Origin of the sequence: Sphingomonas sp. AX6 (genome assembly GCF_902506605.1) — a bacterium.
In the GTDB taxonomy this organism is placed as follows: domain Bacteria; phylum Pseudomonadota; class Alphaproteobacteria; order Sphingomonadales; family Sphingomonadaceae; genus Sphingomonas.
In genome coordinates, this window is the sequence record NZ_LR733979.1 from 812,401 (window position 1) to 833,545 (window position 21,145).

At 64.9% G+C, this 21,145-nt stretch carries 21 protein-coding genes; 14 read left to right on the forward strand and 7 right to left on the reverse strand.

Going from position 1 to position 21,145, the window contains the following annotated elements; translation table 11 throughout:
- Positions 1-67: 67 nt before the first annotated feature.
- Positions 68-871: a methyltransferase domain-containing protein gene (locus ENHY17A_RS04055; RefSeq protein ID WP_159710304.1), complete on the forward strand. Its 804-nt coding sequence runs from the start codon at positions 68-70 to the stop codon at positions 869-871.
- 8 nt (positions 872-879) lie between these two features.
- Positions 880-2,118 (forward strand): threonine synthase, encoded by a 1,239-nt coding sequence (locus ENHY17A_RS04060; RefSeq protein WP_159710306.1) that lies wholly within the window; start codon positions 880-882, stop codon positions 2,116-2,118.
- 190 nt (positions 2,119-2,308) lie between these two features.
- On the opposite strand, the gene ENHY17A_RS04065 is transcribed toward ENHY17A_RS04060, so the two are convergent.
- From ENHY17A_RS04065 to ENHY17A_RS04075, 3 genes are all read right to left on the reverse strand, one after another.
- Complete coding sequence (locus ENHY17A_RS04065; RefSeq protein WP_201296337.1) at positions 2,309-2,899, reverse strand: fasciclin domain-containing protein; 591 nt, start codon at positions 2,897-2,899, stop codon at positions 2,309-2,311.
- Between the two features lie 85 nt (positions 2,900-2,984).
- A complete protein-coding gene (locus ENHY17A_RS04070; protein ID WP_159710308.1) occupies positions 2,985-3,731 on the reverse strand; it encodes an anti-sigma factor in 747 nt (248 codons plus the stop codon).
- A complete protein-coding gene (locus ENHY17A_RS04075) occupies positions 3,724-4,293 on the reverse strand; it encodes a sigma-70 family RNA polymerase sigma factor (RefSeq protein WP_159710310.1) in 570 nt (189 codons plus the stop codon). Before ENHY17A_RS04075 ends, ENHY17A_RS04070 begins: the two co-directional genes overlap by 8 nt.
- A gap of 202 nt (positions 4,294-4,495) precedes the next feature.
- On the opposite strand from ENHY17A_RS04075, the gene rpmI reads away from it, so the two are divergent.
- From rpmI to ENHY17A_RS04110, 7 genes are all read left to right on the forward strand, one after another.
- Positions 4,496-4,699, forward strand: coding sequence for a 50S ribosomal protein L35 (rpmI, locus tag ENHY17A_RS04080; protein ID WP_159710312.1), 204 nt, complete (start codon positions 4,496-4,498; stop codon positions 4,697-4,699).
- A 12-nt stretch (positions 4,700-4,711) separates the two neighbouring features.
- Positions 4,712-5,077 (forward strand): 50S ribosomal protein L20, encoded by a 366-nt coding sequence (gene rplT, locus ENHY17A_RS04085; RefSeq protein WP_159710314.1) that lies wholly within the window; start codon positions 4,712-4,714, stop codon positions 5,075-5,077.
- Positions 5,078-5,260: 183 nt separating this feature from the next.
- Positions 5,261-5,617 carry a GIY-YIG nuclease family protein gene (locus ENHY17A_RS04090; RefSeq protein WP_159710316.1) on the forward strand — a complete coding sequence of 119 codons (357 nt, stop codon included), beginning with the start codon at positions 5,261-5,263 and terminating at the stop codon, positions 5,615-5,617.
- Complete coding sequence (gene pheS / locus ENHY17A_RS04095) at positions 5,614-6,690, forward strand: phenylalanine--tRNA ligase subunit alpha (protein ID WP_159710318.1); 1,077 nt, start codon at positions 5,614-5,616, stop codon at positions 6,688-6,690. Before ENHY17A_RS04090 ends, pheS begins: the two co-directional genes overlap by 4 nt.
- The gene (gene pheT, locus ENHY17A_RS04100; RefSeq protein ID WP_159710320.1) at positions 6,687-9,089 is read left to right on the forward strand and encodes a phenylalanine--tRNA ligase subunit beta; all 2,403 of its coding nucleotides are present in this window, start codon (positions 6,687-6,689) and stop codon (positions 9,087-9,089) included. The genes pheS and pheT overlap by 4 nt, the downstream gene beginning before the upstream one ends.
- Before the next feature lie 110 nt (positions 9,090-9,199).
- Positions 9,200-9,946 (forward strand): SDR family NAD(P)-dependent oxidoreductase, encoded by a 747-nt coding sequence (locus ENHY17A_RS04105; RefSeq protein ID WP_159710322.1) that lies wholly within the window; start codon positions 9,200-9,202, stop codon positions 9,944-9,946.
- Positions 9,947-9,964: 18 nt separating this feature from the next.
- Complete coding sequence (locus ENHY17A_RS04110; RefSeq protein WP_159710324.1) at positions 9,965-11,536, forward strand: peptide chain release factor 3; 1,572 nt, start codon at positions 9,965-9,967, stop codon at positions 11,534-11,536.
- A gap of 129 nt (positions 11,537-11,665) precedes the next feature.
- On the opposite strand, the gene ENHY17A_RS04115 is transcribed toward ENHY17A_RS04110, so the two are convergent.
- Together ENHY17A_RS04115 and ENHY17A_RS04120 are read right to left on the reverse strand one after the other, a co-directional pair.
- Positions 11,666-12,949, reverse strand: coding sequence for a spinster family MFS transporter (locus tag ENHY17A_RS04115; protein ID WP_159710326.1), 1,284 nt, complete (start codon positions 12,947-12,949; stop codon positions 11,666-11,668).
- Positions 12,950-13,041: 92 nt separating this feature from the next.
- Entirely contained in the window at positions 13,042-15,273 is a 2,232-nt protein-coding gene (locus tag ENHY17A_RS04120; protein ID WP_159710328.1) for a TonB-dependent receptor, read from the reverse strand.
- A gap of 115 nt (positions 15,274-15,388) precedes the next feature.
- Here ENHY17A_RS04120 and ENHY17A_RS04125 point away from each other — a divergent pair, with 115 nt between their 5' ends.
- Entirely contained in the window at positions 15,389-16,066 is a 678-nt protein-coding gene (locus ENHY17A_RS04125) for a TetR/AcrR family transcriptional regulator (protein WP_159710330.1), read from the forward strand.
- Between the two features lie 147 nt (positions 16,067-16,213).
- Here ENHY17A_RS04125 and ENHY17A_RS04130 read toward each other — a convergent pair whose 3' ends face one another.
- Positions 16,214-16,741 (reverse strand): YceD family protein, encoded by a 528-nt coding sequence (locus ENHY17A_RS04130; protein WP_159710332.1) that lies wholly within the window; start codon positions 16,739-16,741, stop codon positions 16,214-16,216.
- Positions 16,738-17,253: a ubiquinol-cytochrome C chaperone family protein gene (locus tag ENHY17A_RS04135; RefSeq protein WP_159710334.1), complete on the reverse strand. Its 516-nt coding sequence runs from the start codon at positions 17,251-17,253 to the stop codon at positions 16,738-16,740. Before ENHY17A_RS04135 ends, ENHY17A_RS04130 begins: the two co-directional genes overlap by 4 nt.
- A 109-nt stretch (positions 17,254-17,362) precedes the next feature.
- On the opposite strand from ENHY17A_RS04135, the gene ENHY17A_RS04140 reads away from it, so the two are divergent.
- The 4 genes from ENHY17A_RS04140 (at position 17,363) to ENHY17A_RS04155 (ending at position 21,143) form a co-directional block, all read left to right on the forward strand.
- Complete coding sequence (locus ENHY17A_RS04140; RefSeq protein ID WP_159710336.1) at positions 17,363-17,881, forward strand: outer membrane protein assembly factor BamE; 519 nt, start codon at positions 17,363-17,365, stop codon at positions 17,879-17,881.
- A 121-nt stretch (positions 17,882-18,002) separates the two neighbouring features.
- On the forward strand, positions 18,003-18,524 hold the full coding sequence (locus tag ENHY17A_RS04145; RefSeq protein ID WP_159710338.1) for an RcnB family protein: 522 nt from the start codon (positions 18,003-18,005) through the stop codon (positions 18,522-18,524).
- Positions 18,525-18,750: 226 nt separating this feature from the next.
- The gene (locus ENHY17A_RS04150) at positions 18,751-20,121 is read left to right on the forward strand and encodes a glycosyl transferase family protein (RefSeq protein ID WP_159710340.1); all 1,371 of its coding nucleotides are present in this window, start codon (positions 18,751-18,753) and stop codon (positions 20,119-20,121) included.
- Complete coding sequence (locus tag ENHY17A_RS04155; RefSeq protein WP_159710342.1) at positions 20,121-21,143, forward strand: hypothetical protein; 1,023 nt, start codon at positions 20,121-20,123, stop codon at positions 21,141-21,143. The genes ENHY17A_RS04150 and ENHY17A_RS04155 overlap by 1 nt, the downstream gene beginning before the upstream one ends.
- Positions 21,144-21,145 lie beyond the last annotated feature (2 nt).

The following is a 21,145-nucleotide window of genomic DNA, read 5'->3' on the forward strand; positions in this document are numbered from 1 at the left end:
AACCCCGCGCGGGGTCGACCGGTTCCCGCGGTTGTATGCGGCACGGGGATCGGCCACGATGGTGCCCATGAAGTTCCCGCTTAAACCGCTGATTGCCGCAGCTGCCCTGATCGCGCTTGCCGCTCCGCTCGCCATCATCGCCCGCACCGCACAAGCGACGCAGGACGATCCGGTCGTCCCCTATGTCCCGACGCCCGAGGCGGTGGTCGAGGGGATGCTGGACATGGCGAAGCTCGCACCCGGCGAACGGTTGATCGATCTCGGGTCGGGTGACGGGCGGATCGCGATCGCGGCGGCGAAGCGCGGGGCGCAGGCGATGGGGGTTGAGATCAATCCGCGCCTCGTCTCACGCGCGCGGATGAATGCGGAGATGGCGGGGCAGAAGGACAATGCGCGGTTCGTCCGCGACGATCTGTTCGCGGTGTCGCTGCGCGAGGCCGATGTCGTCACGCTGTATCTGTTGCCCCAGATCAACGAGCAGCTTCGGCCGAAATTGCTCACCGAGATGCGGCCCGGCACGCGCGTCGTCAGCCATGCGTTCGACATGGGCGACTGGCCGCCCGACGAACATGAGCGGATCGCGGAGAAGAATGTCTATATGTGGACGATTCCCGCAGTGGCGGGCGGCGAATGGCGATTGGTCCGCGCGGACGGCACGTTCGCGATGCTCGACATCGAACAACGCTACAGCCGCATCACCGGCGCGCTGGGCAGCGACACGCTTTCGATGGCGCGGCTGAGCGGCGACCGGCTGAGCTTCACCGCGGGCGGCGTCGCCTATCACGCCATCGTCGGCGACCGCACGATTACCCCCGACCCCCAAGCACCCGTGGCTGCTGCGGCCGGATGGCGCGCCGAACGCGCGGAGTGAGGATTTCCATGCACAACGATAACCTGACTGCCGATCGCGCGACCTTCGTCACGCATCTCGAATGTTCGATGACGGGGGAACGGTACGAAGCCGACCGGCTGCACGGCCTGTCGCGCGTCGGACGGCCGCTGCTCGTTCGCTATGATCTGCCGGCGGCGGCAAAGGCGATGACGCGGGAAACGCTGGAGTCGCGCCCTGCCGATCTGTGGCGTTACCGCGAACTGCTGCCGGTGCGCGACAAGGCGAACATCGTGTCGCTCGGCGAAAATGCGACGCCGCTGATCTCGCTGGACCGCATCGCGCGCGAAGCCGGTGCGACCAGCCTGCTGGTCAAGGACGAAGGGCGCCTCCCCACCGGATCGTTCAAGGCGCGCGGGCTGGTGATGGCGATTTCGATGGCCAAGGAACTGGGCGTGACCACGCTCGCGATGCCGACCAATGGCAATGCGGGCGCGGCAGCAGCCGCCTATGCCACGCGCGCGGGGATCGAGGCGGTGATTTTTTGCCCCGACGACACGCCCGAGATCAACGTGCGCGAGATCGCCGCACAGGGTGCCCGCGTGTACCGCGTCAACGGCCTGATCGACGATTGCGGGAAACTGGTCGCCGCGGGCGCGAAAGCGCGGGACTGGTTCGACTTTTCGACGCTGAAGGAACCCTATAGAATCGAGGGCAAGAAGACGATGGGGCTGGAACTGGCCGAACAGCTTGGCTGGCAATTGCCCGATGTGATCTTCTATCCGACCGGCGGCGGCACCGGCCTGATCGGCATGTGGAAGGCGTTCGACGAGCTGGAAGCGATCGGCCTGATCGGCTCGGAGCGCCCGCGCATGATCGCGGTCCAGGCGGAGGGCTGCGCGCCGATCGTCCGCGCATTCGATGCGGGCGAGCGTCATGCGACCCGCTGGGAAGACGCGCATACGGTCGCCGCGGGCATTCGCGTGCCGCAGGCGGTCGGCGATTTCCTGATCCTCGACGCGGTGCGCGCGAGCGGCGGCTTTGCGATCGCGGTGCCCGATGCGGCGATCGTTCAGGCGGTCGAGGATGCGGGGCGCAAGGACGGGATGCTGCTCTGCCCCGAAGGCGGCGCGACGCTGGCGGCGTGGCGGATAGCACTGGCGGACGGGCGCGTGTCGCCCGACGACCGGGTGCTGCTGTTCAACTGTGCGACGGGGCTGAAATACCCGATGGCCGATCATAGCGGCACGATCAACCGGCATGGCGAGATCGACTGGGCCGCACTTTAGCCGCCAGCCGATCCCGGACAAAACAAAGGCGACGAAAGTCCGGTGGGTGTCCCGAACTTCCGCCGCCCCGTTCGAGCCGACCTTGGCGATGCCTGAAACGTAACATGGGCACCGTCCGGTCGTGCCCGAAGCGGCCATCGGCACGATCTCAGGAGGGAGGCCGTGTGCCGATAACCGATCCGGTATGGGTTCAGGGCATCAACACCGTATCGACGACGTGGATCACGCCGTTGGACTGATTGACGTCGGCGATGGTGATCATCGACGTGCCGCCCTTTGCATCCACGATCCGCCAGCCGTTGCCAGCGCGGCTGAGCGCGATCATGCCGCCCGCGACCGTCCTCAAATTCAGCGTTCCGCCATTGCGCGCCGCCTGTGCCGCGATGTCGGCGGCGCTCAATTTGCCCGGTACGACATGATAGGTCAGGATGCTGGTCAGCATCGCCTTGTTCGCGGGCATCACCAGCGTATCGACCGTGCCTGCGGGCAGTTTCGCAAAGGCCGCATCGGTCGGCGCGAAGACGGTGAACGGCCCCGGACCCGACAGCGTATCGACCAGCCCCGCCGCCTTGACCGCAGCGACCAGCGTCGTGTGATCCTGCGAATTGACCGCGTTTTCGATGATGTTCTTCGTCGGATACATCGGTGCCCCGCCGACCATCGGTACGTTCTGATCGGATGCCATCGCAGCGTCGTCGCCCATCATCGTCGCGCAACCGCCAGTGGCGGTCATCAGCGCGGCGGCGGCGGCGAGCGAAATCCCTTTGGTGAACTGAGTCATGGTCGGCCTGCTCCTCTTAAAGTGGGCTGTCCGCGTGACTGGACAGCGCTCGGAGCTACGGCAGAAGCCGTCCGTCGGATGCGGATCAGATCGTCGAAATCGTGCCCGCTGCGATCGGCGTGCTGGTGGGTGCCTGGTAAGGCGCGCCATCAGCGGGCTCCAGCGTCACTGCCAGCGTCGCACCATCGGCGATCAACGGGCGCACGACAGCCGGGACGGCCACTCGGCTGGTGCCGTCGGCGGCGACCAGACCCAGCGAACGCGGCACGCCATCGTCGGGAATGACCCAGAGGACCGGAGCCAGGTCGCCCGGCGACATTCCGCTCGCACGGATCACCAGTTCGCCAGGTTCGGCATTGTAGCGCGCCGCGAGCAACGCGCCGCCGGGTTCGCCCGCCAATTGCGCGATGACGACAGGCCGTTCCACGACGACCGGGGTCGGCGGAGACGGCAGCATCACCGGTTCGGGAGCCGGACGCAATATGATCGCTGCAAGCAGGACGGCGGCCACCGCGCTGCTACCGATCGCGGCTGCGCGCCAGCGACCGACTTTCCGCGTATCCGTCAGCGGGATCGTGGCAACTTCGTTCGGACCGGCATCGCGACCCAGCCGTGCCTCGATCGCGGCCCATAGCGCAGCGGGCGGCGACGAGGACGCGAACCCGGCGGAAAGGGGTGCGAACCGCTCACGCCAAACCTCTACCGCATCCGCGAAATCGGAATCGGACAATTGCAGCCGCAGCGCCGCCGCGCGCTCGTCTCCGTCGAGCAGCCCCAGCGCCAGTTCGGCGGCCATCGCGTCGCGATCGCTCATTTCGATGGGATCAGCCATGGCCCAAACACGCCTTCAACTCGATCAATCCGCGGCGAACCCAGCTTTTCATCGTTCCCAGCGGCACCGCCATGCGTTCGGCGAGCTGCGGATAGGACAGGCCGTCGAAGAACGCCGCGCGGATCGCGGTCGCGCGTTTATCCTCCAGCGTCGCGATACACGCGAAGATGCGCGCGCGCGTCTCGGCATCCTCGGCCATCACATCGGCACCGGCGCGGTCGTCCGCCACAGTCGCCAGCGCATCGTCGCCCAGCATCGCCGGGCCGTTATGCGCGCGCCGCCAGTCGATCGCGGTATTGCGCGCAATCGTCGCCAGCCAGGTAATCGGGCTGGCGCGCGTCGCATCGAACCGTCCCGCCCGCCGCCAAACTTTGAGGTATATGTCCTGCAACACGTCTTCCGCCGCTTCCCGTTCACCGCAGATACGCAAGGCGATGCCGAACAGCTTCGCAGAGGTGCGATCGTACACGTCGCGCAACGCGTCTCGATTGCCCTGACCGACGCGGTCGAGCAGGCCGACCAGTTCGGCACGAGCGGTATCGGCGGGAAGAGATTGGCTCACGGGACGAATGGCTAGCGTGCCTCTGCCCCCTTGTCACCTATTGCCTTCGACGGCCACGGCCAGCGTCGATAATCGCCTCGAATCGGTTGCAAATGACCGCCGCTTTGGCTACGCGACCGCCTTTCCGCGATTAGTTGCAGAACTGCCTGGCCAGTGTGGGCTGCCATGGCCGTTCGTGATCGTCGAATATAAGGAGACGAAAATGCCCAAGCTGAAGACCAAGAGCGGTGTGAAGAAGCGCTTCAAATTCACCGCGACCGGCAAGATCAAGCACGGGGTCGCCGGCAAGCGCCACCGTTTGATCAGCCACAACGCAAAATATATCCGTCAAAACCGTGGCACTTCCGTGCTGTCGGAATCCGATGCTGGTCACGTGCGCCTCTGGGCGCCGTACGGCCTGAAGTAAGGAGAGCCCGACATGGCACGAGTGAAACGTGGTGTAACCACCAAGGCGAAGCACAAGCGGATTCTGGATCAGGCGAAGGGCTATCGCGGCCGTCGCAAGAACACGATCCGTATCGCGCGTCAGGCCGTCGAAAAGGCCGGGCAGTACGCGTATCGCGACCGCAAGGTGAAGAAGCGGACCTTCCGCGGTCTGTGGATTCAGCGCATCAACGCCGGCGTCCGCGCCGAAGGCCTGACCTATTCGCAGTTCATGCACGGGCTGAAGCTCGCAGGCATCGAACTGGACCGGAAGGTTCTGGCCGATATCGCGATGCACGAAGGCGAAGCCTTTACCGCCATCATCGCTCAGGCGAAGGCGGCGCTGCCCCAGGCCGCCTGAAGCGACCTGACAGCGCGCAAGCAACACGGGGCGTCGGTGGGAAACCACCGGCGCCCTTTGTTTTTCGGCAAAGCTCCGTCATTCCCGCGCAGGCGGGAATCCATATTCTCGGACGCTCGTGGCTCGATCGACGACATGGGCTATGGATGCCCGCCTTCGCGGGAATGACGGGTGGAGAAGAAATTGGCCAGGCAACCCTGCGTCTATATCCTCGCAAGCGGTCGATGTGGGACGCTGTACACCGGTGTGACCAGCGACATCATCGCCCGCGTCTATCAGCATCGCGAAGGGTTGATCAAAGGGTTCACATCCCGATACGGGGTCATGCGTCTCGTGTGGTTCGAGATGCACGATACGATGGACATGGCGATCACCCGCGAAAAGCGGATCAAGCAATGGGATCGGGATTGGAAGCTCAATTTGATCGAGCACGCAAATCCCGGTTGGGACGATCTGGCGATCGGGTTCGGGTTCGAACCCATCGCGACGACCAAGATTATGGATTCCCGCCTGCGCGGGAATGACGAAGGAACAAGATGACCCCCGATCTCGATCAACTCCAGGCTGACCTGCTTGCCTCCGTCGATGCGTCCGCCGGGCTTGAAGGCCTCGAATCGGTGAGGGTCCATGCGCTGGGCAAACAGGGTGCCATCACCGGGCTGCTGAAATCGCTCGGGGCGATGTCGGCTGAGGAGCGCCAGACCACCGGCGCGCGCATCCATGCGCTGCGCGAGGCGGTGACCGCTGCGATCGCGACGCGAAAGGCTTCGCTGGCGGCGTCCGCGCTCGAGGCCAAGCTGGCGTCCGAGACGATCGACATGACGCTGCCGGTGGACGGCGTTGCGCCCGGATCGGTCCACCCCGTCAGCCAGGTGATGGACGAACTGGCCGAAATCTTCGCCGATATGGGCTTTGCGGTCGCGACAGGTCCGGAGATCGAGGACGACTGGCACAATTTCACCGCGCTCAACATTCCAGAGACGCATCCGGCACGCGCGATGCACGATACCTTCTATCTGGCGGGGGAACATGAGCGGCCGATGGTGCTGCGCACCCACACGTCGCCAGTGCAGATCCGCACGATGACCAGCCAGAAACCCCCGATCCGCATCATCGCGCCGGGCCGCGTGTATCGCAGCGACAGCGACGCGACCCACACGCCGATGTTCCACCAGATCGAAGGGCTGGTGATCGACAAGGGCATCACGCTCGGCCACCTCAAATGGACGCTTGAGACGTTCCTGAAGGCGTTTTTCGAGCGCGACGACATCGTCCTGCGACTGCGCCCCAGCTACTTCCCCTTCACCGAGCCCTCGGCAGAGGTCGATGTCGGTTACTCCGTCGTCAACGGAAAGCGCGTGATCGGCGGTTCCGAAGGCTGGATGGAAGTGCTGGGCAGCGGGATGGTCCATCCCAAGGTCATCGAAGCGTGCGGGCTGGACCCGAACGAGTGGCAGGGCTTTGCCTTCGGCACCGGAGTCGATCGTCTGGCGATGCTCAAATACGGGATGGACGATTTGCGGCCCTTCTTCGACGGCGATTTGCGCTGGCTGAAACATTACGGCTTTTCCGCGCTCGACGTGCCCACGCTGTCGGGAGGAGTCGGCGCATGAAGTTCACTTTTTCTTGGCTCCGCGAGCATCTCGACACCGACGCCACGCTCGACCAGATCACCGATGGCCTGACGCGCATCGGCCTGGAAGTCGAAGGCGTCGAGAACCCCGGCGAGAAGCTGTCGGCCTTCAAGGTCGCCAAGGTTCTGACCGCCGAACGCCACCCCCAGGCGGACAAGCTGCAAGTCTTGTCAGTCGATACCGGCGACGGCCAGCCGCTTCAGGTCGTCTGCGGCGCGCCCAATGCGCGCGCAGGAATGGTCGGCGTGCTCGGCACGCCCGGCGCGACCGTGCCGTCAAACGGCATGGTGCTGAAGGTTTCCGCCATTCGCGGGGTCGAATCGTACGGCATGATGTGCTCCACGCGCGAGCTGGAACTGGGCGACGACCATGACGGCATCATCGAACTCCCTGCCGCAGCGGAAAGCGCGCTGGGCCAGAGCTATGCCGATTATGCCGCGCTGAACGATCCGGTTATCGACGTCGCGATCACGCCCAACCGTCAGGATTGCATGGGCGTGCGTGGCATCGCCCGCGATCTGGCGGCGGCGGGGCTCGGCACGCTGCGTCCGCTGGCAGACGTCTATCGCCTGCCCGTCCAGCCTGCGGCGACGCAAGGCCCCGGCCCCGACATCCGCACCGAAGACACCGAAGGCTGCCCGGCATTCTTCGGTCAGGAAGTGCGCGGCGTCACCAACGGGACCGCGCCCGACTGGATGACGAAGCGCCTGATCGCGATCGGACAAAAGCCGATCTCAACCCTGGTCGACATCACCAATTTCGTAATGATCGACCTGGGCCGCCCCTTGCACGTCTATGACAAGGCCAAGCTTTCGGGCGGGCTTGTCGCGCGCAAGGCGAGAGCGGGCGAAAGCGTTCTCGCGCTCAACGGCAAGACCTACATGCTTGACGAAGGCATGACGGTGATCGCCGACGACGCCCAGGTTCACGACATCGGTGGCATCATGGGCGGCGAGGATTCGGGGGTTGGCGAAGCGACCACCGACATCATCATCGAATGCGCCTATTTCACGCCCGAGGCGATCGCGCGGACCGGACAGAAGCTGAACCTGACCAGCGACGCGCGCCAGCGGTTCGAACGAGGGGTCGATCCGGCGTTTCTGGACGAAGGGCTCGTCATCGCGACCTGGTTGGTGACCGAACATTGCGGCGGTACGGCAAGCGACGTGACGCGTGCGGGTGAACCGCCGCTTACGGCGCGCACCATCCGTTACGATACACAGCGGGCCGAGACGCTGGGCGGCCTGGCCATCGCAGCGGACCGCCAGAAGGACATTCTCGAGCGGCTGGGCTTTGCAGTCGATGCGGACTGGACCGTTACCGTGCCGAGCTGGCGGCGCGATGTCGAAGGCTCCGCCGATCTGGTCGAGGAAGTGATCCGGATCGAAGGACTGGACAATGTTCCCTCCGTGCCACTTCCCCGCAAACCCGGCGTCGCCACGCCGACCGCGACACCTGAGCAGAAGCTGGAACGTCGGATGCGGCGCACCGCGGCAGCTCGCGGGCTGAACGAGGCGATCACCTGGAGCTTCATTTCGGAAAGCGACGCCGCGGCCTTTGGCGGCGGCGCATGGACGCTGGCCAATCCGATTAGCGAAGACATGAAGGTGATGCGGCCGTCGCTGCTCCCCGGCCTGCTGTCGGCAGCGGCGCGCAACGTGAAGCGCGGCGCATCGACCGTGCGGTTGTTCGAACTCGGACGGCGCTATCTGGCCGACAAGGAGCGCGCGACGCTGACCGTGCTGCTGGCGGGCGATGCGACCCCGCGCGGGTGGCAGGCGGGCAAGGCCAAGACCTTCGATGCCTATGCCGCCAAGGCCGAGGCGCTGGCGCTGCTGGAAGCCGCAGGCGCGCCGATCGCGAACTTGCAGGTGATGGGCGAGGCAGGCGACGCCTGGCATCCCGGCCAGTCGGCGACGCTGCGGCTGGGGCCGAAGACCGTCATCGCCGCGTTCGGGATGGTGCATCCCAGCGTGTTGAAGGCGTTCGATCTGTCGGGTCCGGTCGCAGCGGTCGAGCTCTATCTCGACGCATTGCCCGCCAAGCGCAGCAAGGATCAGGGCGGCGGCTTCATGCGTCCGGCCTATACCCCGCCCGCCTTGCAGGCGGTCACGCGCGACTTCGCGTTTCTGGTGCCGAGCGCGATGGCGGCGGGCGATCTGGTTCGCGCGGTCAGGGGCGCCGACAAGGCGACGATCGTCGATGCGCGGCTGTTCGATGTGTTCGAGGGTGCTGGCGTCGAGGACGGGCAGAAGAGCCTGGCAGTCGAGGTGACGTTGCAGCCGGGGGACAAGAGCTTCACCGATGCTGAGCTGAAAGCGGTGGCGGACAAGGTGATCGCTGCGGCGGGGAAGCTGGGCGCGGTGTTGCGGGGCTAAACAACTCCTCCCCGGTACGGGGAGGGGGACCGCTCGCAGAGCGGTGGAGGGGGCGGCCCGCGAGTTGCCACCTCCCCACATGTGGGGAGGAACTGAGTAAGGAGACACAGATGCCGACCGTTCTCATTACCGGAGCCACCGCCGGGATCGGCGAGGCAGCCGCACGCGAATTCGTCGGCGCAGGATGGAACGTGGTCGGCACAGGACGACGCGCGGAGCGGCTGGATGCGCTAGCCGAAGAACTCGGCGATACCTTCCACTCGGCAGCGTTCGACGTCACCGACGAAGCCGCCCGCGATGCCGCGCTCGACGCACTCCCCGCCGACTTTGCGGGCATCGACTGCCTGATCAACAACGCTGGGCTCGCCCGCGGCACCTCGCCCGCACAATCCGCACAACTCGACGACTGGCGCGTGATGATCGACACCAACGTCACGGCGCTGGTTTCGCTCACCCACAAACTCCTGCCGGGACTGATCGCGCGCAAGGGGGCGATCATCAACCTGTCGTCGATCGCCGCGACCTATCCCTATACAGGCGGCAATGTTTACGGCGGGACCAAGGCGTTCGTGCATCAGTTCTCGCTGGGGTTGCGCAGCGACCTGCACGGCACCGGGGTTCGCGTCACCTCGATCGAACCGGGCATGGTGGAAACCGAATTCACGCTGGTGCGCACCGGTGGCAGCCAAGCGGCGTCCGACAAGCTTTATGGTGGGGCCAATCCGATGACGGCGGAGGATATCGCCGAAACCCTGCTATGGGTCGCGACGTTGCCGCCGCATCTCAACATCAACACGCTCGAACTGATGCCCCTTTCGCAATCCTTTGCCGGGTTTCAGGTCGCGCGACAGAACTGATTTTCGACAGGACCGAATTTGACCCCCCCCCAAGACCGCCGCACCTTCGCGATCATCTCTCACCCCGATGCGGGCAAGACCACGCTGACCGAAAAGCTGTTGCTGTTCGGTGGCGCAATCCATCTCGCAGGCGAAGTAAAGGCGCGCGGGCAGGCGCGGCGCGCGCGATCCGACTGGATGAAGATCGAACAGCAGCGCGGGATTTCGGTTACGTCAAGCGTGATGACGTTTGAGCGTGAAGGGATCACCTTCAACCTGCTCGACACGCCGGGGCACGAGGATTTCAGCGAGGATACGTATCGCACGCTGACTGCGGTCGACTCGGCAGTGATGGTGATCGATGCGGCCAAGGGGATCGAGCCGCAGACGCGCAAGCTGTTCGAGGTGTGTCGCCTGCGGTCGGTGCCGATCATCACCTTCATCAACAAGGTCGATCGCGAAGGCCGCGCACCGTTCGAACTGCTCGACGAAGTGGCCGACATGCTCGCGCTCGACGTGTGCCCGATGACCTGGCCCGCGGGCATGGGCGGTCAGTTCGAGGGGATCTATGACCTGGTCGACAACCGCGTCCTGCTCCCCGCCAAGGGAACCAAGGATTTCGAGGGCCATGTCGAACAGGTGTCCGGGCTGGACGATCCCCGACTGGCGACGATCCTGTCGGACGAAGGCGTCGAGCGGTTGCGCGAAGAGGCCGAACTGGCGATGGCCGGTTACGCCGAATTCGATGCGGAGGCGTATCGCAACGGCGACCTGACCCCCGTTTATTTCGGATCGGCGCTCAAGGAATTCGGGGTCGATTCGCTGATCGACGCGATCGCGCGCCACGCGCCGCCACCGCGCCCGCAGCCAGCCGAACCCGCACCGATTGACCCGTCCAACCCCGAAGTAACCGGCTTCATCTTCAAGGTGCAGGCCAACATGGACCCCAACCACCGCGACCGCATCGCGTTCATGCGGCTGTGTTCGGGTACGTTCAAACGCGGCATGAAGCTGACCCCCACCGGCCACGGCAAGCCGATCGCGATCCATTCGCCGATCCTGTTCTTCGCGCGCGAACGCGAACTGGCGGACGAGGCGTTTCCGGGCGACATCATCGGCATTCCCAATCACGGGACATTGCGGGTCGGCGACACGCTGTCCGAGCGCGCCGATGTGCGCTTCACCGGCCTGCCCAATTTCGCGCCCGAAATCCTGCGTCGCGTCGCACTCAAGGACCCGACCAAGACCAAGCAGTTGCGCAAGGCCCTCGACGATATGGCCGAGGAAGGCGTGACCCAGGTCTTCTATCCAGAGATCGGGTCGAACTGGATCGTCGGCGTGGTCGGGCAGTTGCAGCTGGAAGTGCTGATTTCGCGGCTGGACGCCGAATATAAGGTCGCGGCGGGGCTGGAAATGGCACCATTCGAGACCGCGCGCTGGATTTCCGCGGAAGACCCTGCCGACCTCAAGGCGTTTATGGACATCAACCGCACCGCGATGGCCAAGGACCGCGACAACAATCCGGTGTTCCTGGCGAAATCGGCGTGGGAAGTCGGCTATGTCGCCGACCGCTATCCCAAGGTGAAGTTCGCGGCGACGCGGGAGCGGTAAGTGAACACCCGCACGCCGTCCGTGATGATAAAGTTATAAATCGAAACCGTCTCTAAGCCGTCATTCCCGCGAAGGCGGGAATCCATAACCGCTGACATAGACTATGGATTCCCGCCTTCGCGGTAATGACTAGCCCGCCACCGGCTCGACGATCCAATCCTTGCGCAGCGACTTCGCGCCGAGCAGCGCCAGCGCCGTCGCGACGAAATAGAAGGCGGTTGCGGCGACCATCGCATAGCGCAGCGCCTCGTCACCATAAGCGGGCGTCAGTTGGTCGGACAGGATGCCGATGCTCCACGATCCAAGCCCCAGCCCGATCAGATTGTTGATGAGCAGGAAGCTGGCCGACGCGGTCGCACGCATCGACGGCGGAACCAGATGCTGGACCGCAGTCGTCAGCGGCCCCAGCCAAAGGATGTTGAGGCCGTTGGGGATGAGCAGCAACGCCCATGCCCAAACCGGGTTTTCGCTGAGAAACCCCAGCGCGAACAAGGGCGCGCTCGCCAGCCACGCATAAGCGGGTAGCCGCGCGTAATTCGCCTTGTCCCCGCCCAGCCGGTCGGCGAGCCAGCCGCCCGCGAACACACCCGCGACGCCGCCGATTAGCAGCAGCGACCCGAAGAACCAGCTCGTTTCGATCAGGGTGAAGCCGAAGCTGCGTACCAGCAGCGACGAGGTCCAGAACGCCAGGCCGTAGCCGCACAGCGAGCTCATCGATGCGGCAAATGCCAGCAGCCAGAAGCTGCGCTTCTTGGCGAGGATGCCGAACACCGCGCCCATCGGCACCTTGGGTGCATCGGCGGCGGGCTTTACCCGGCGCGGCTCCTTGACGATCATGCGGAAGAACGGCGCGATGACCACGCCCGCCAGACCGATGACGATGAACGCTGCACGCCAATCGACCCTCGCCGCGATCCACGCGCCGAACAGCACACCCGAGGCGAGCCCGATCGGGATGCCGAGTGAATAGATGGCAAGCGCCCGCGCGCGCTGATGCGGCGGGAAATAATCGGCGATCGTCGCATAGCTGGGAGCGACGCCGCCCGCCTCGCCCACGCCGACACCGATCCGAAACAGCAACAGCTGCATGAAATTGGTGGCAAGACCGCACAGGGCGGTGAACCCGCTCCATACGACCAGCGAAATGGTGATGACCCAGGTCCGGTTGGTGCGATCGGCAAGCAGCGCCAGCGGGATCGCCAGCGTTGAATAGAGAACGGCAAATGCCAACCCGCCGAGCAGGCCAAGCTGGCTGTCGGTCAGGCCAAGGTCGGCCTTGATCGGCACCGCGAGGATGCCGAGGATCTGGCGGTCGAGAAAGTTGAAGGTATAGACGAGCAACAGCATCGCCAGCACCGCGGCGCGGTAGCGCGGCGTCGTGTCTTCGGGCGCGATCGTGCCTCCGAGTTGCATGGCTTCCCTCCCCTATCCTTCAAACGCAGCGGGCCGGGCACGCCATCGTACAGCGCGCCCGGCCCCGCCCCTTCGTTATGCCGTGATTTCGATCAGAAGCGATAGCCGATGTTGAACGTCGCGGTGCGCGGCGGTCCGTAATAGCCGATGATCGAATTGCCGAAGAGCGCGCCGGGGAAGTTGTAGCCGCCCACGCGGTAGCGTTCGTCGGTCAGGTTGCGCAGGTTGACGCCGACGGTCAGGCGCTCATCGGGCGCGACCCAGTTCGCCGATGCATCGATCAGGAAATATCCATCCTGGTCGAGCGCGGGCGTCGGGATTTCGAACATCGACACGTCGCTGCGCAGCGACACGGCGGGCGTCACCGACAACCGGCCTCCCATCAGGTCCGCGCCCCAGGTCGCCGACGCGCTGGCGGTGAATTCCGGCGTGTTCTGGAACACTCGCTGGTCGGCGACATCGACCGGGGTCGTGCCGCCGCCGATGAAGGTCAGAAATTCCTTATAATCGGCATTGGTATAGCCCAGCGTCATCGTTGCCGAGAAATTGCGGCTCGGCACGATCCGCGCTTCGGCCTCCGCGCCCCAGATGTCGGCGCTGCCTGCATTGTCGACGAAGCTGGCGATTCCGCCCGCCAGGCTTGGCACCTGGATCGTGACCTGCTGATCCTTGTACTTCGAATGATAGCCCGCCAGGTTCAGGAACAGGGTGCGGTCGAGGAACGCGCCCTTCATCCCGATTTCGTAGCTGTCGATCTTTTCGGGCTCGTAGCCATTGACCGTGGTGGGGGTGAACAGTGCGTCGCCGCGCATGTCGAACCCGCCCGATTTGAAGCCCTTGCCGTAGGAGGCATAGAAATTGAGCTCGGGACGCACTTCGTAGCTGAGCGAAACGCGCGGCGTGAACTGCTCGAAATCGCGCTCATTGGTGTAATCGGTGCGGATCAGGCCGGGGATGGCGGCGGCATTGCCGAAACGGGGTGAGCGGATACCGGTGAAGTTCTGGCGATAGACCGTCCCTTCCTTGGTATCCTTGGTATAACGGCCACCGACCGAGATGCTGAACTGGTCAGTCACGTCGAAGCTGACATCGCCGAACGCGGCATAGCTTTCGGTCTTTACCTCGCCCGAGGTCAGCGTGGTGGTGTTGAGCAGGCCAAGCACGGTGTCGAATGCGCCCGCGGCGCGACCGTTCAGGTAATAGAGCCCGACGACGCCCTGTACGCGGTAGCCTTCGTACAGCAGTTGCAATTCCTGCGTGAACTGGCGGTCTTCATAGCGTGCGGGGACGTCGAGCGTGGGCAGTGCGCTATTGTCGAAATCGATAACCGTGTCCGATTCGCCCTGACGATAGGCGCTGATCGTCTTGAACGTCAGCGCAGGCGACAGGCCGATTTCGCCGGTGAACGAGACGCCTTGCGTCACCACCCGGTTGTCGTCGCCGATCCCGGCGCGGGTATCGTATACGCTCTGCGTCGGCAGGTAGCGTGGGTCGGCACCGTTGGGCAGCAGACGCGTGCCATGGCGCGGGTTCGACTTGTCGAGCACGCGGTCGCCCGCCAGGCGGAAGAAGATCGTGTCGGTCGGGTTATATTCCGCCGACAGTCGGGCTGCGACCACGTCCTTGTCGTAATGTTCCGCGCCAGTGGTCAGGTTGGTGCCGTAGCCGTCACGCCAGTAGCGCGCGACTGCGCCGCCGATCGAGAATCCGTCGAACACGGGCACCGTCACCTGGCCGATCAGGTCGATCTGGTCGTAGGAGCCGTACGCCGCGCGTGCCGAGCCCTCGAATTCATTGCCCAGCCGCTTGGTGACATATTTGATCGCACCGCCGATGGTGTTGCGGCCGTACAGCGTGCCCTGCGGCCCGCGCAGCACCTCGACCCGTTCGACGTCGAAAATGTCGAGTACCGCACCCTGTGGTCGCGCGACATAAACGTCGTCGACATACAGGCCGACGCCGGGTTCGAAGCCCCACAGCGGATCCTGTTGGCCAACGCCGCGCGAGAAAGCGATCAGCGTGGAATTGGATCCGCGCGCGATTTGCAGCGTGAGGTTCGGGGTCTTGTCCTGAAGTACGGTGATGTCGACCGCACCGGTGTCGCGCAGCGTGTCACCGGTCACCACCGACATCGAGATGGGAACGTCGATCAGGCTTTCCTCGCGACGACGCGCGGTGACGACGATCTCACCGCTATCCTGCTCGTCGATGATGGGAGCGCCATCGGTGCCGACATCCTGCGCCAGTGCAGGTGCAGCGGTCAGCGCGCCAAGCGCGACGCCAAGATTAAAGATCGTGCGCGCGGACATGATGCGACGTGCCATCGGAACCCCTCCCTTAAGATAATGCGCCCGGTTGATCCGGGTTGTGCGAATGTGGACGAGGCTATACTGAAACCTGAACCGGGTTTCAACTTGGGAAATGGGGAGGGAGCGCGATATGGGCGAAAACCGTGTCCGCACGGCAACTAAGGCCGGGAGCGAGGGGACGTCCGAGACGGCCAACGACGCACAATCGGCGGCCAGCGCAGGCAAGGAACCGCGCACCGCCCGCGGACGAAAGACGCTGCGCGCGATCCTGGATGCCGCCGCGGTCGAATTCGGTGAGAAGGGTTTCCACGACGGATCGATCAGCGGAATCACGCGGCGCGCTGGCGTCGCGCTGGGCAGTTTCTACACCTATTTCGATTCGAAGGATGCGGTGTTCCGCGCGCTGGTCCGCGACATGTCCGATCAGGTCCGCGATCACGTCGCACCCGCGATTCGGTCCGCCGAAAATCAGATCGCGGCAGAGCGCGCAGGCCTGCTCGAATTCCTGCGATTTGTCCGCGAGCACAAGGAGATCTACCGTATTATCGACGAAGCCGAATTCGTCGATCCGGCAAGCTTCCACGCCCATTACGCGACCACCGCCGACCGCATCGCCAAACGCCTGGTGGCGGCAGGCGAACGCGGCGAGGTGACGCCCGGATTATCCGAGGTTCACGCCTGGGCGATCATGGGGATGAACGTGTTTCTGGGCCTGCGCTACGGCGTGTGGTCGGAGGATGTTGCGCCCGAGGATGTCGCGGATGTGATTGCGGAGATGCTGGCGAAGGGAATTGGCGTGCGGGACTGAGGCTAGCTGCGGTTTCCACCCATCCGTCATCCCAGCGAAAGCTGGGATATCAGGCCTCGCCCGCCATTCCTGCAGCCTATCCCCTGCCGCCTGATATGCCAGCTTTCGCTGGCATGACGGATTGGGGAGCGGCGTCGAGCGCACCCCTCACCCCTTCCCCAACCCCTTCAACGCCGCGAACGGACTGCTCGCCAGTTTTGCCTCGTCCTCGCTGATGACGCCTGCCGCTTTCAGCGCCGCGTCGGCGTGCCGGCTGCGCGGGAAGGGGTCTAGCGACAGCGCCAGTGTTTCCGCCGCCGCTTCGCCCAGGTCGATCGCGCCGCCGCGATAATCGACGGTGTCGAGTGCGTTTGCGTCGAGCTCGACTTCCTCCGGCCGGTCTTCGCTCTCGGGGATGAAGCGGATCGCCAGATCGGTGTCGATGGTCGCGGGGACGGGCTCGCCGCTGGCAATGCAGGATTGAGTGACCGCGGCCGTCAAGCGACCGGTGGCGTCGATCACATCGCCGTCGCGCTTTAGCGTGATCGTCGCCGTCAATCGCTCCACCGAGATCAGATCGAACCGGGTGGCGAGCGCGGCGCGTTCGGCCTCATTCGCCTCAATCTCATGCGCGCTGACGCCAGCGCCGATCCGGTCGAGCGGCACGAGTCGGCTGAATTCGGCGGCGATGGTCATGGCAATTGCCCATTCTCGAACGCCGCGACCTTGCTCGCCAGCAACCGCGTGTGGAGTCCACGCAGAGCTTGGTCCACATAGGCGACTTGCGCGTCCTCCGGCGATTGATCGCGATAGAGGTTGCGGCGCAGCCCGGGAGTCAGGTCACCCGCCGCCAGCCCTTCGCGATACGCGCCGAGCCGCCCGCCGAGCATCGCCATCATCCGCCCGATATGCTTGCCCACGACGATGTCGCCGATCCCCATCTGGCGGAGCTGGCCATCCATATCGTCGACGAATCGCTCGGCAAGCGCGGCGTTCAACTCCTCGTTGCCCGGTTCCGCCTCCAGCCGGAGCAGTACCATCGACAGCACGGCGGCGACCATGTCGAAGCGGCCATCGACGGTATCGGCGACCCCGCCATCGATATACCAATGCTCCTCGCGCGCCCTGGCGACGACCGCCGCATAGAGGGCATCGCCCTTGCGCACCGCGCTTCGGCCAAACAACCTGTCCAACAGTCCCATCGTCATTCCCATATCGCCGCGCGACGCGCCGAACGCGCCCGAACGGCGGTTCGTTCGCCAAGCGGCTTGTTTGCTGGTTCGTGCCCGCATATTGAGGGCTTCGACACGCGATGCAATGCGCGAGAAGGATCGTGCGCGCTCGCCTGAGGAGAATGTGATGGCGTTGATTTCGGGTTTTTCGGCCAAGCGGATGGCAATCGCGCTGGCCTGCACGGCGATGCTGACGACGGCCGCGTGCACCAAATCGCGCAGTTACACCGGATATGTGACCGACGCCGATCTGGTCAATTCGATCCAGACCGGTACCGACAACCGCGATTCGGTGCGTCAGGTGCTGGGATCGCCGACCTTTGCGACGCAGTTCAGTGGCGAGGAATGGTATTATCTGGGCCGCAACAACCGCAACTTCGCGTTTCAAAAACCGACTCCGGTCGATCAGACGGTATTGAAGATCCAGTTCGATGCCGCTGGCAACGTCGCTGCCATCACGCGATCGGGGCTGGAAGAAGTCGCAGACATCTCGCCTTCAGCCAGGAAAACCCCGACGCTGGGCAGTAACCGCGGATTCTTCCAGGACCTGTTCGGCAATATCGGCACGGTGGGCGCGGGCGCGCCGCCGTCTCAGCAGCAGTAATCCAACACCTTTCGTTTTCCTGACCGGCGCATTCCCGCGCCGTTCAGGACGAATCGGCCAAATCCTTCTTCATCGCCGGATGTCCCGTCGGATGCCGGCGCCACGAAGGAGGTTTGTTTCCATGCGTAAGACCTTGATCGCGTCGCTGATCGCTGCGGTGGCCATGCCCGCTGCGATCGTTCCTGCGACCGCCAATGCCCAGAATAACCGCGAAATCCGGCGCGACCGCCAGGATTTGCGCGAGGAACGTCGCGACCTGCGCCAGGCGCAGCGTTACGGCGATCGTCGCGACGTGCGCGGCGAACGCCGGGATGTCCGCGACGCCCGCCGCGACCTGAACCAGAGCGTGCGCGAACGCGACCGCCGGTGGGGCCGCAACGACTGGCGCGGGTATCGCAACAACAATCGTGCGCTCTATGCCCGTGGCAATTGGCGCGCGCCGTTCCGGTACAACCAGTTCCGCCCCGGTGCCCGCATCGCGCCGAGCTATTATGGCCAGCGTTACTGGATCAATGATCCGTGGCGCTATCGTTTGCCCCCGGTCAGCCGCAACCAGCGCTGGGTCCGCCACTATAACGATGTGGTGCTGATCGATTACCGGCGCGGGGTCGTGGTGGACGTGATCCGCGGCTTCTACTGGTAAGCGGCGGTCCAAGGGCCGCGCCGCGATAAGCCTCGGCGCGGCCGGATGCCCGTACGGCATCAGTCCCCGAAAGGGAAAGGACCGAACGCGAAACGCCCGGGATGCCAATTGGCTCCCGGGCGTTTTATTTCGGGAAACGACGCGCCCAATCACGTAATTTACGCAATTGCTTGCGCCGCTTCGGGACACCGGTCCATCATACCGCGACCGACTCGGGGGAGCGTGAATGGGGGATGCCGGCTGGATCGTTGGCGCGTTGGGGTTTGCGACGCAGGAATTACTGCTGTTTGCGGCGATCGGATTTCTGATCGGGGGGATCGACGATCTCGCCATCGATGTCGTCTGGGTGCGTGAAAAGCTGCGCGGTCGCCTTCGTCCGGTTGCAGCGTCGTCGCTGACCCCGCCCCGCAATCCCATGGCGATCTTCGTGCCGGCCTGGGACGAATCGAGCGTGATCGGCGCGATGCTCGGACATCTGACGGCGACGCTCAATGAGCCCGATCTGCGCGTTTTCGTCGGCACCTATCCCAACGATCCAGCGACCATCGATGCGGTCGCGGCGCTGGCCGAACGCGACTCGCGCATCTGCCTGGTCGTGCTGCCGCATCCGGGGCCGACCACCAAAGCCGATTGCCTGAATGCGCTTTGGCGTGCGCTGCTGTGTGACGAAGGAGCATCGGGACGTCGCTTTGCGGGCGTGGTGATGCACGACGCGGAGGATGTCGCCCACCACCTCGAACTGCGGGTGCTTGGCGCGATGTTGACCGACGCGATGGCGGCGCAATTACCCGTCCTGCCGATCGCCGTTCCCGGATCGCCGCTGATCAGCGGTCATTATTGCGACGAGTTCGTCGAGGCGCATGGTCGTCAACTGCCGGTACGCGATGCATTGGGTGCGGCGTTGCCGCTTGCAGGCGTGGGCTGCGCGCTGCGCCGCGACCTGTTGGTGGCGATCGCTGCGCGGCGCGGCGGCGATCCGTTCGACGCATCTAGCCTGACCGAGGATTACGAACTCGGCCTTGCGGTGGCGCGTGAAGGCGGACGCACGCGATTCGCACGCGCAATCGACGACGATGGCGCGCCGGTCGCTGTACGAGGATATTTCCCGGACACGGTCGACGCCGCCGTGCGCCAGAAGGCACGCTGGATGACCGGAATCGCGCTTGCGGGATGGGACCGTACCGGCTGGGGCCACCGCGCGTCGCCCGTCGAATGGTGGATGCGGATGCGCGACCGGCGCGCGATCCTGGCGGTCATCACGCTGGCCTGCGCCTATCTGGGCCTGGTGATGAGCGGCGTGCTGTTCCTGACCACCGGTGCGTTCGGCCCCGTCGGCCAAAGCGCGGTGACCTGGCTGTTGCTGGCGACCGCATTTCTGCTTCTGTGGCGCGTGATCTGGCGGACTTACTGGGTCGCCAAAAGCTATGGCGGGTGCACCGCCCTGCTTGCCTTGCCGCGGTTGATCGTCGGCAACGTCATCGCAATGCTCGCCGCCAGACGCGCGATGGTGCAGTATCTGGGGCTGATGCGCGGCAAGGCACTACACTGGGACAAGACCGCACATCATTTCCCCAGCAAAGCCGAAATCGGCGCCTGATGCTGTACGGACGCCCGGTACGTTTTCTGGCACTGGTGGCGACGGGGTGGCTCAGCTGGCGCGCGTTTATGTTGTGGCCCGATGCGCCGACCGCGCAACTGCTGGAATTGCCGCGCGATTTGATCAAGGCGGGATGGGTCGGCGAAGCGCATGCAGCGCCGATCGACATCGCCGAAGCCCGCCCGAACCGGAGCATGACAATAACGGCATTGCGCGATGCGCCATCCGAACCCCCCAGTCCCGCGCGGGACATCGATCGACTCCCGTTCGCCTATGCCGCGCTCACGCATTTTTCGACGCGGTTCGTCGCGGACGATGTCGAACTCGGTCGATTGGGCGATAAGGCGATGACCCAAATTGCGGCGGTCCCGCCCTTGTCGCTACGCCGCGCGACCGATCGCTGGCAGGCCAGCACCTGGCTGGTGATCCGCGGCGGCGCGGCGGCCGGCACTCGGCAATTGGGCGGCAGCCAGGCGGGGCTGGTGGTGCGCCACACCCTGACCGACCGGATCGGCGGCTATGCCCGTGCGACCGCGCCGTTGTCGGGCATCGGCAGCGAACTGGCGCTGGGGATGGATTTACGGCCCGGCGATGCGCCGGTCCGGCTGATCGCCGAACACCGGTTCGGGCTCGACGGGATCGAAGGTGGCCCGGCAGTTGGTGCGGTTGCCGGAATCGGCCCCCAACCCGCCGTCGCGGCCCGGCCCGATATCGGCGTCGATGTCGAAGCCTATGGTCAGGCGGGTGTCATCTGGCGAACCCGAGCCGAACCGTACGGCGACGGATTCGTGCGCGTGTCGAGAAACGTGGCGGACGAGCGAGGTGCGAAGCTCGACATCGGCGTCGGTGCCTGGGCTGCCGCACAGCGCGATGTGCAGCGGGTCGATATCGGGCCATCGGTGGGCGTCCGCATGCCCGTCGGCAGCCGCCAGCTTCGTGCATCGATCGACTGGCGCGAGCGCGTGGCGGGCGACGTGCGCCCCGGATCGGGCATGGCGCTGACGCTCGCAGCCGATTTCTAGAG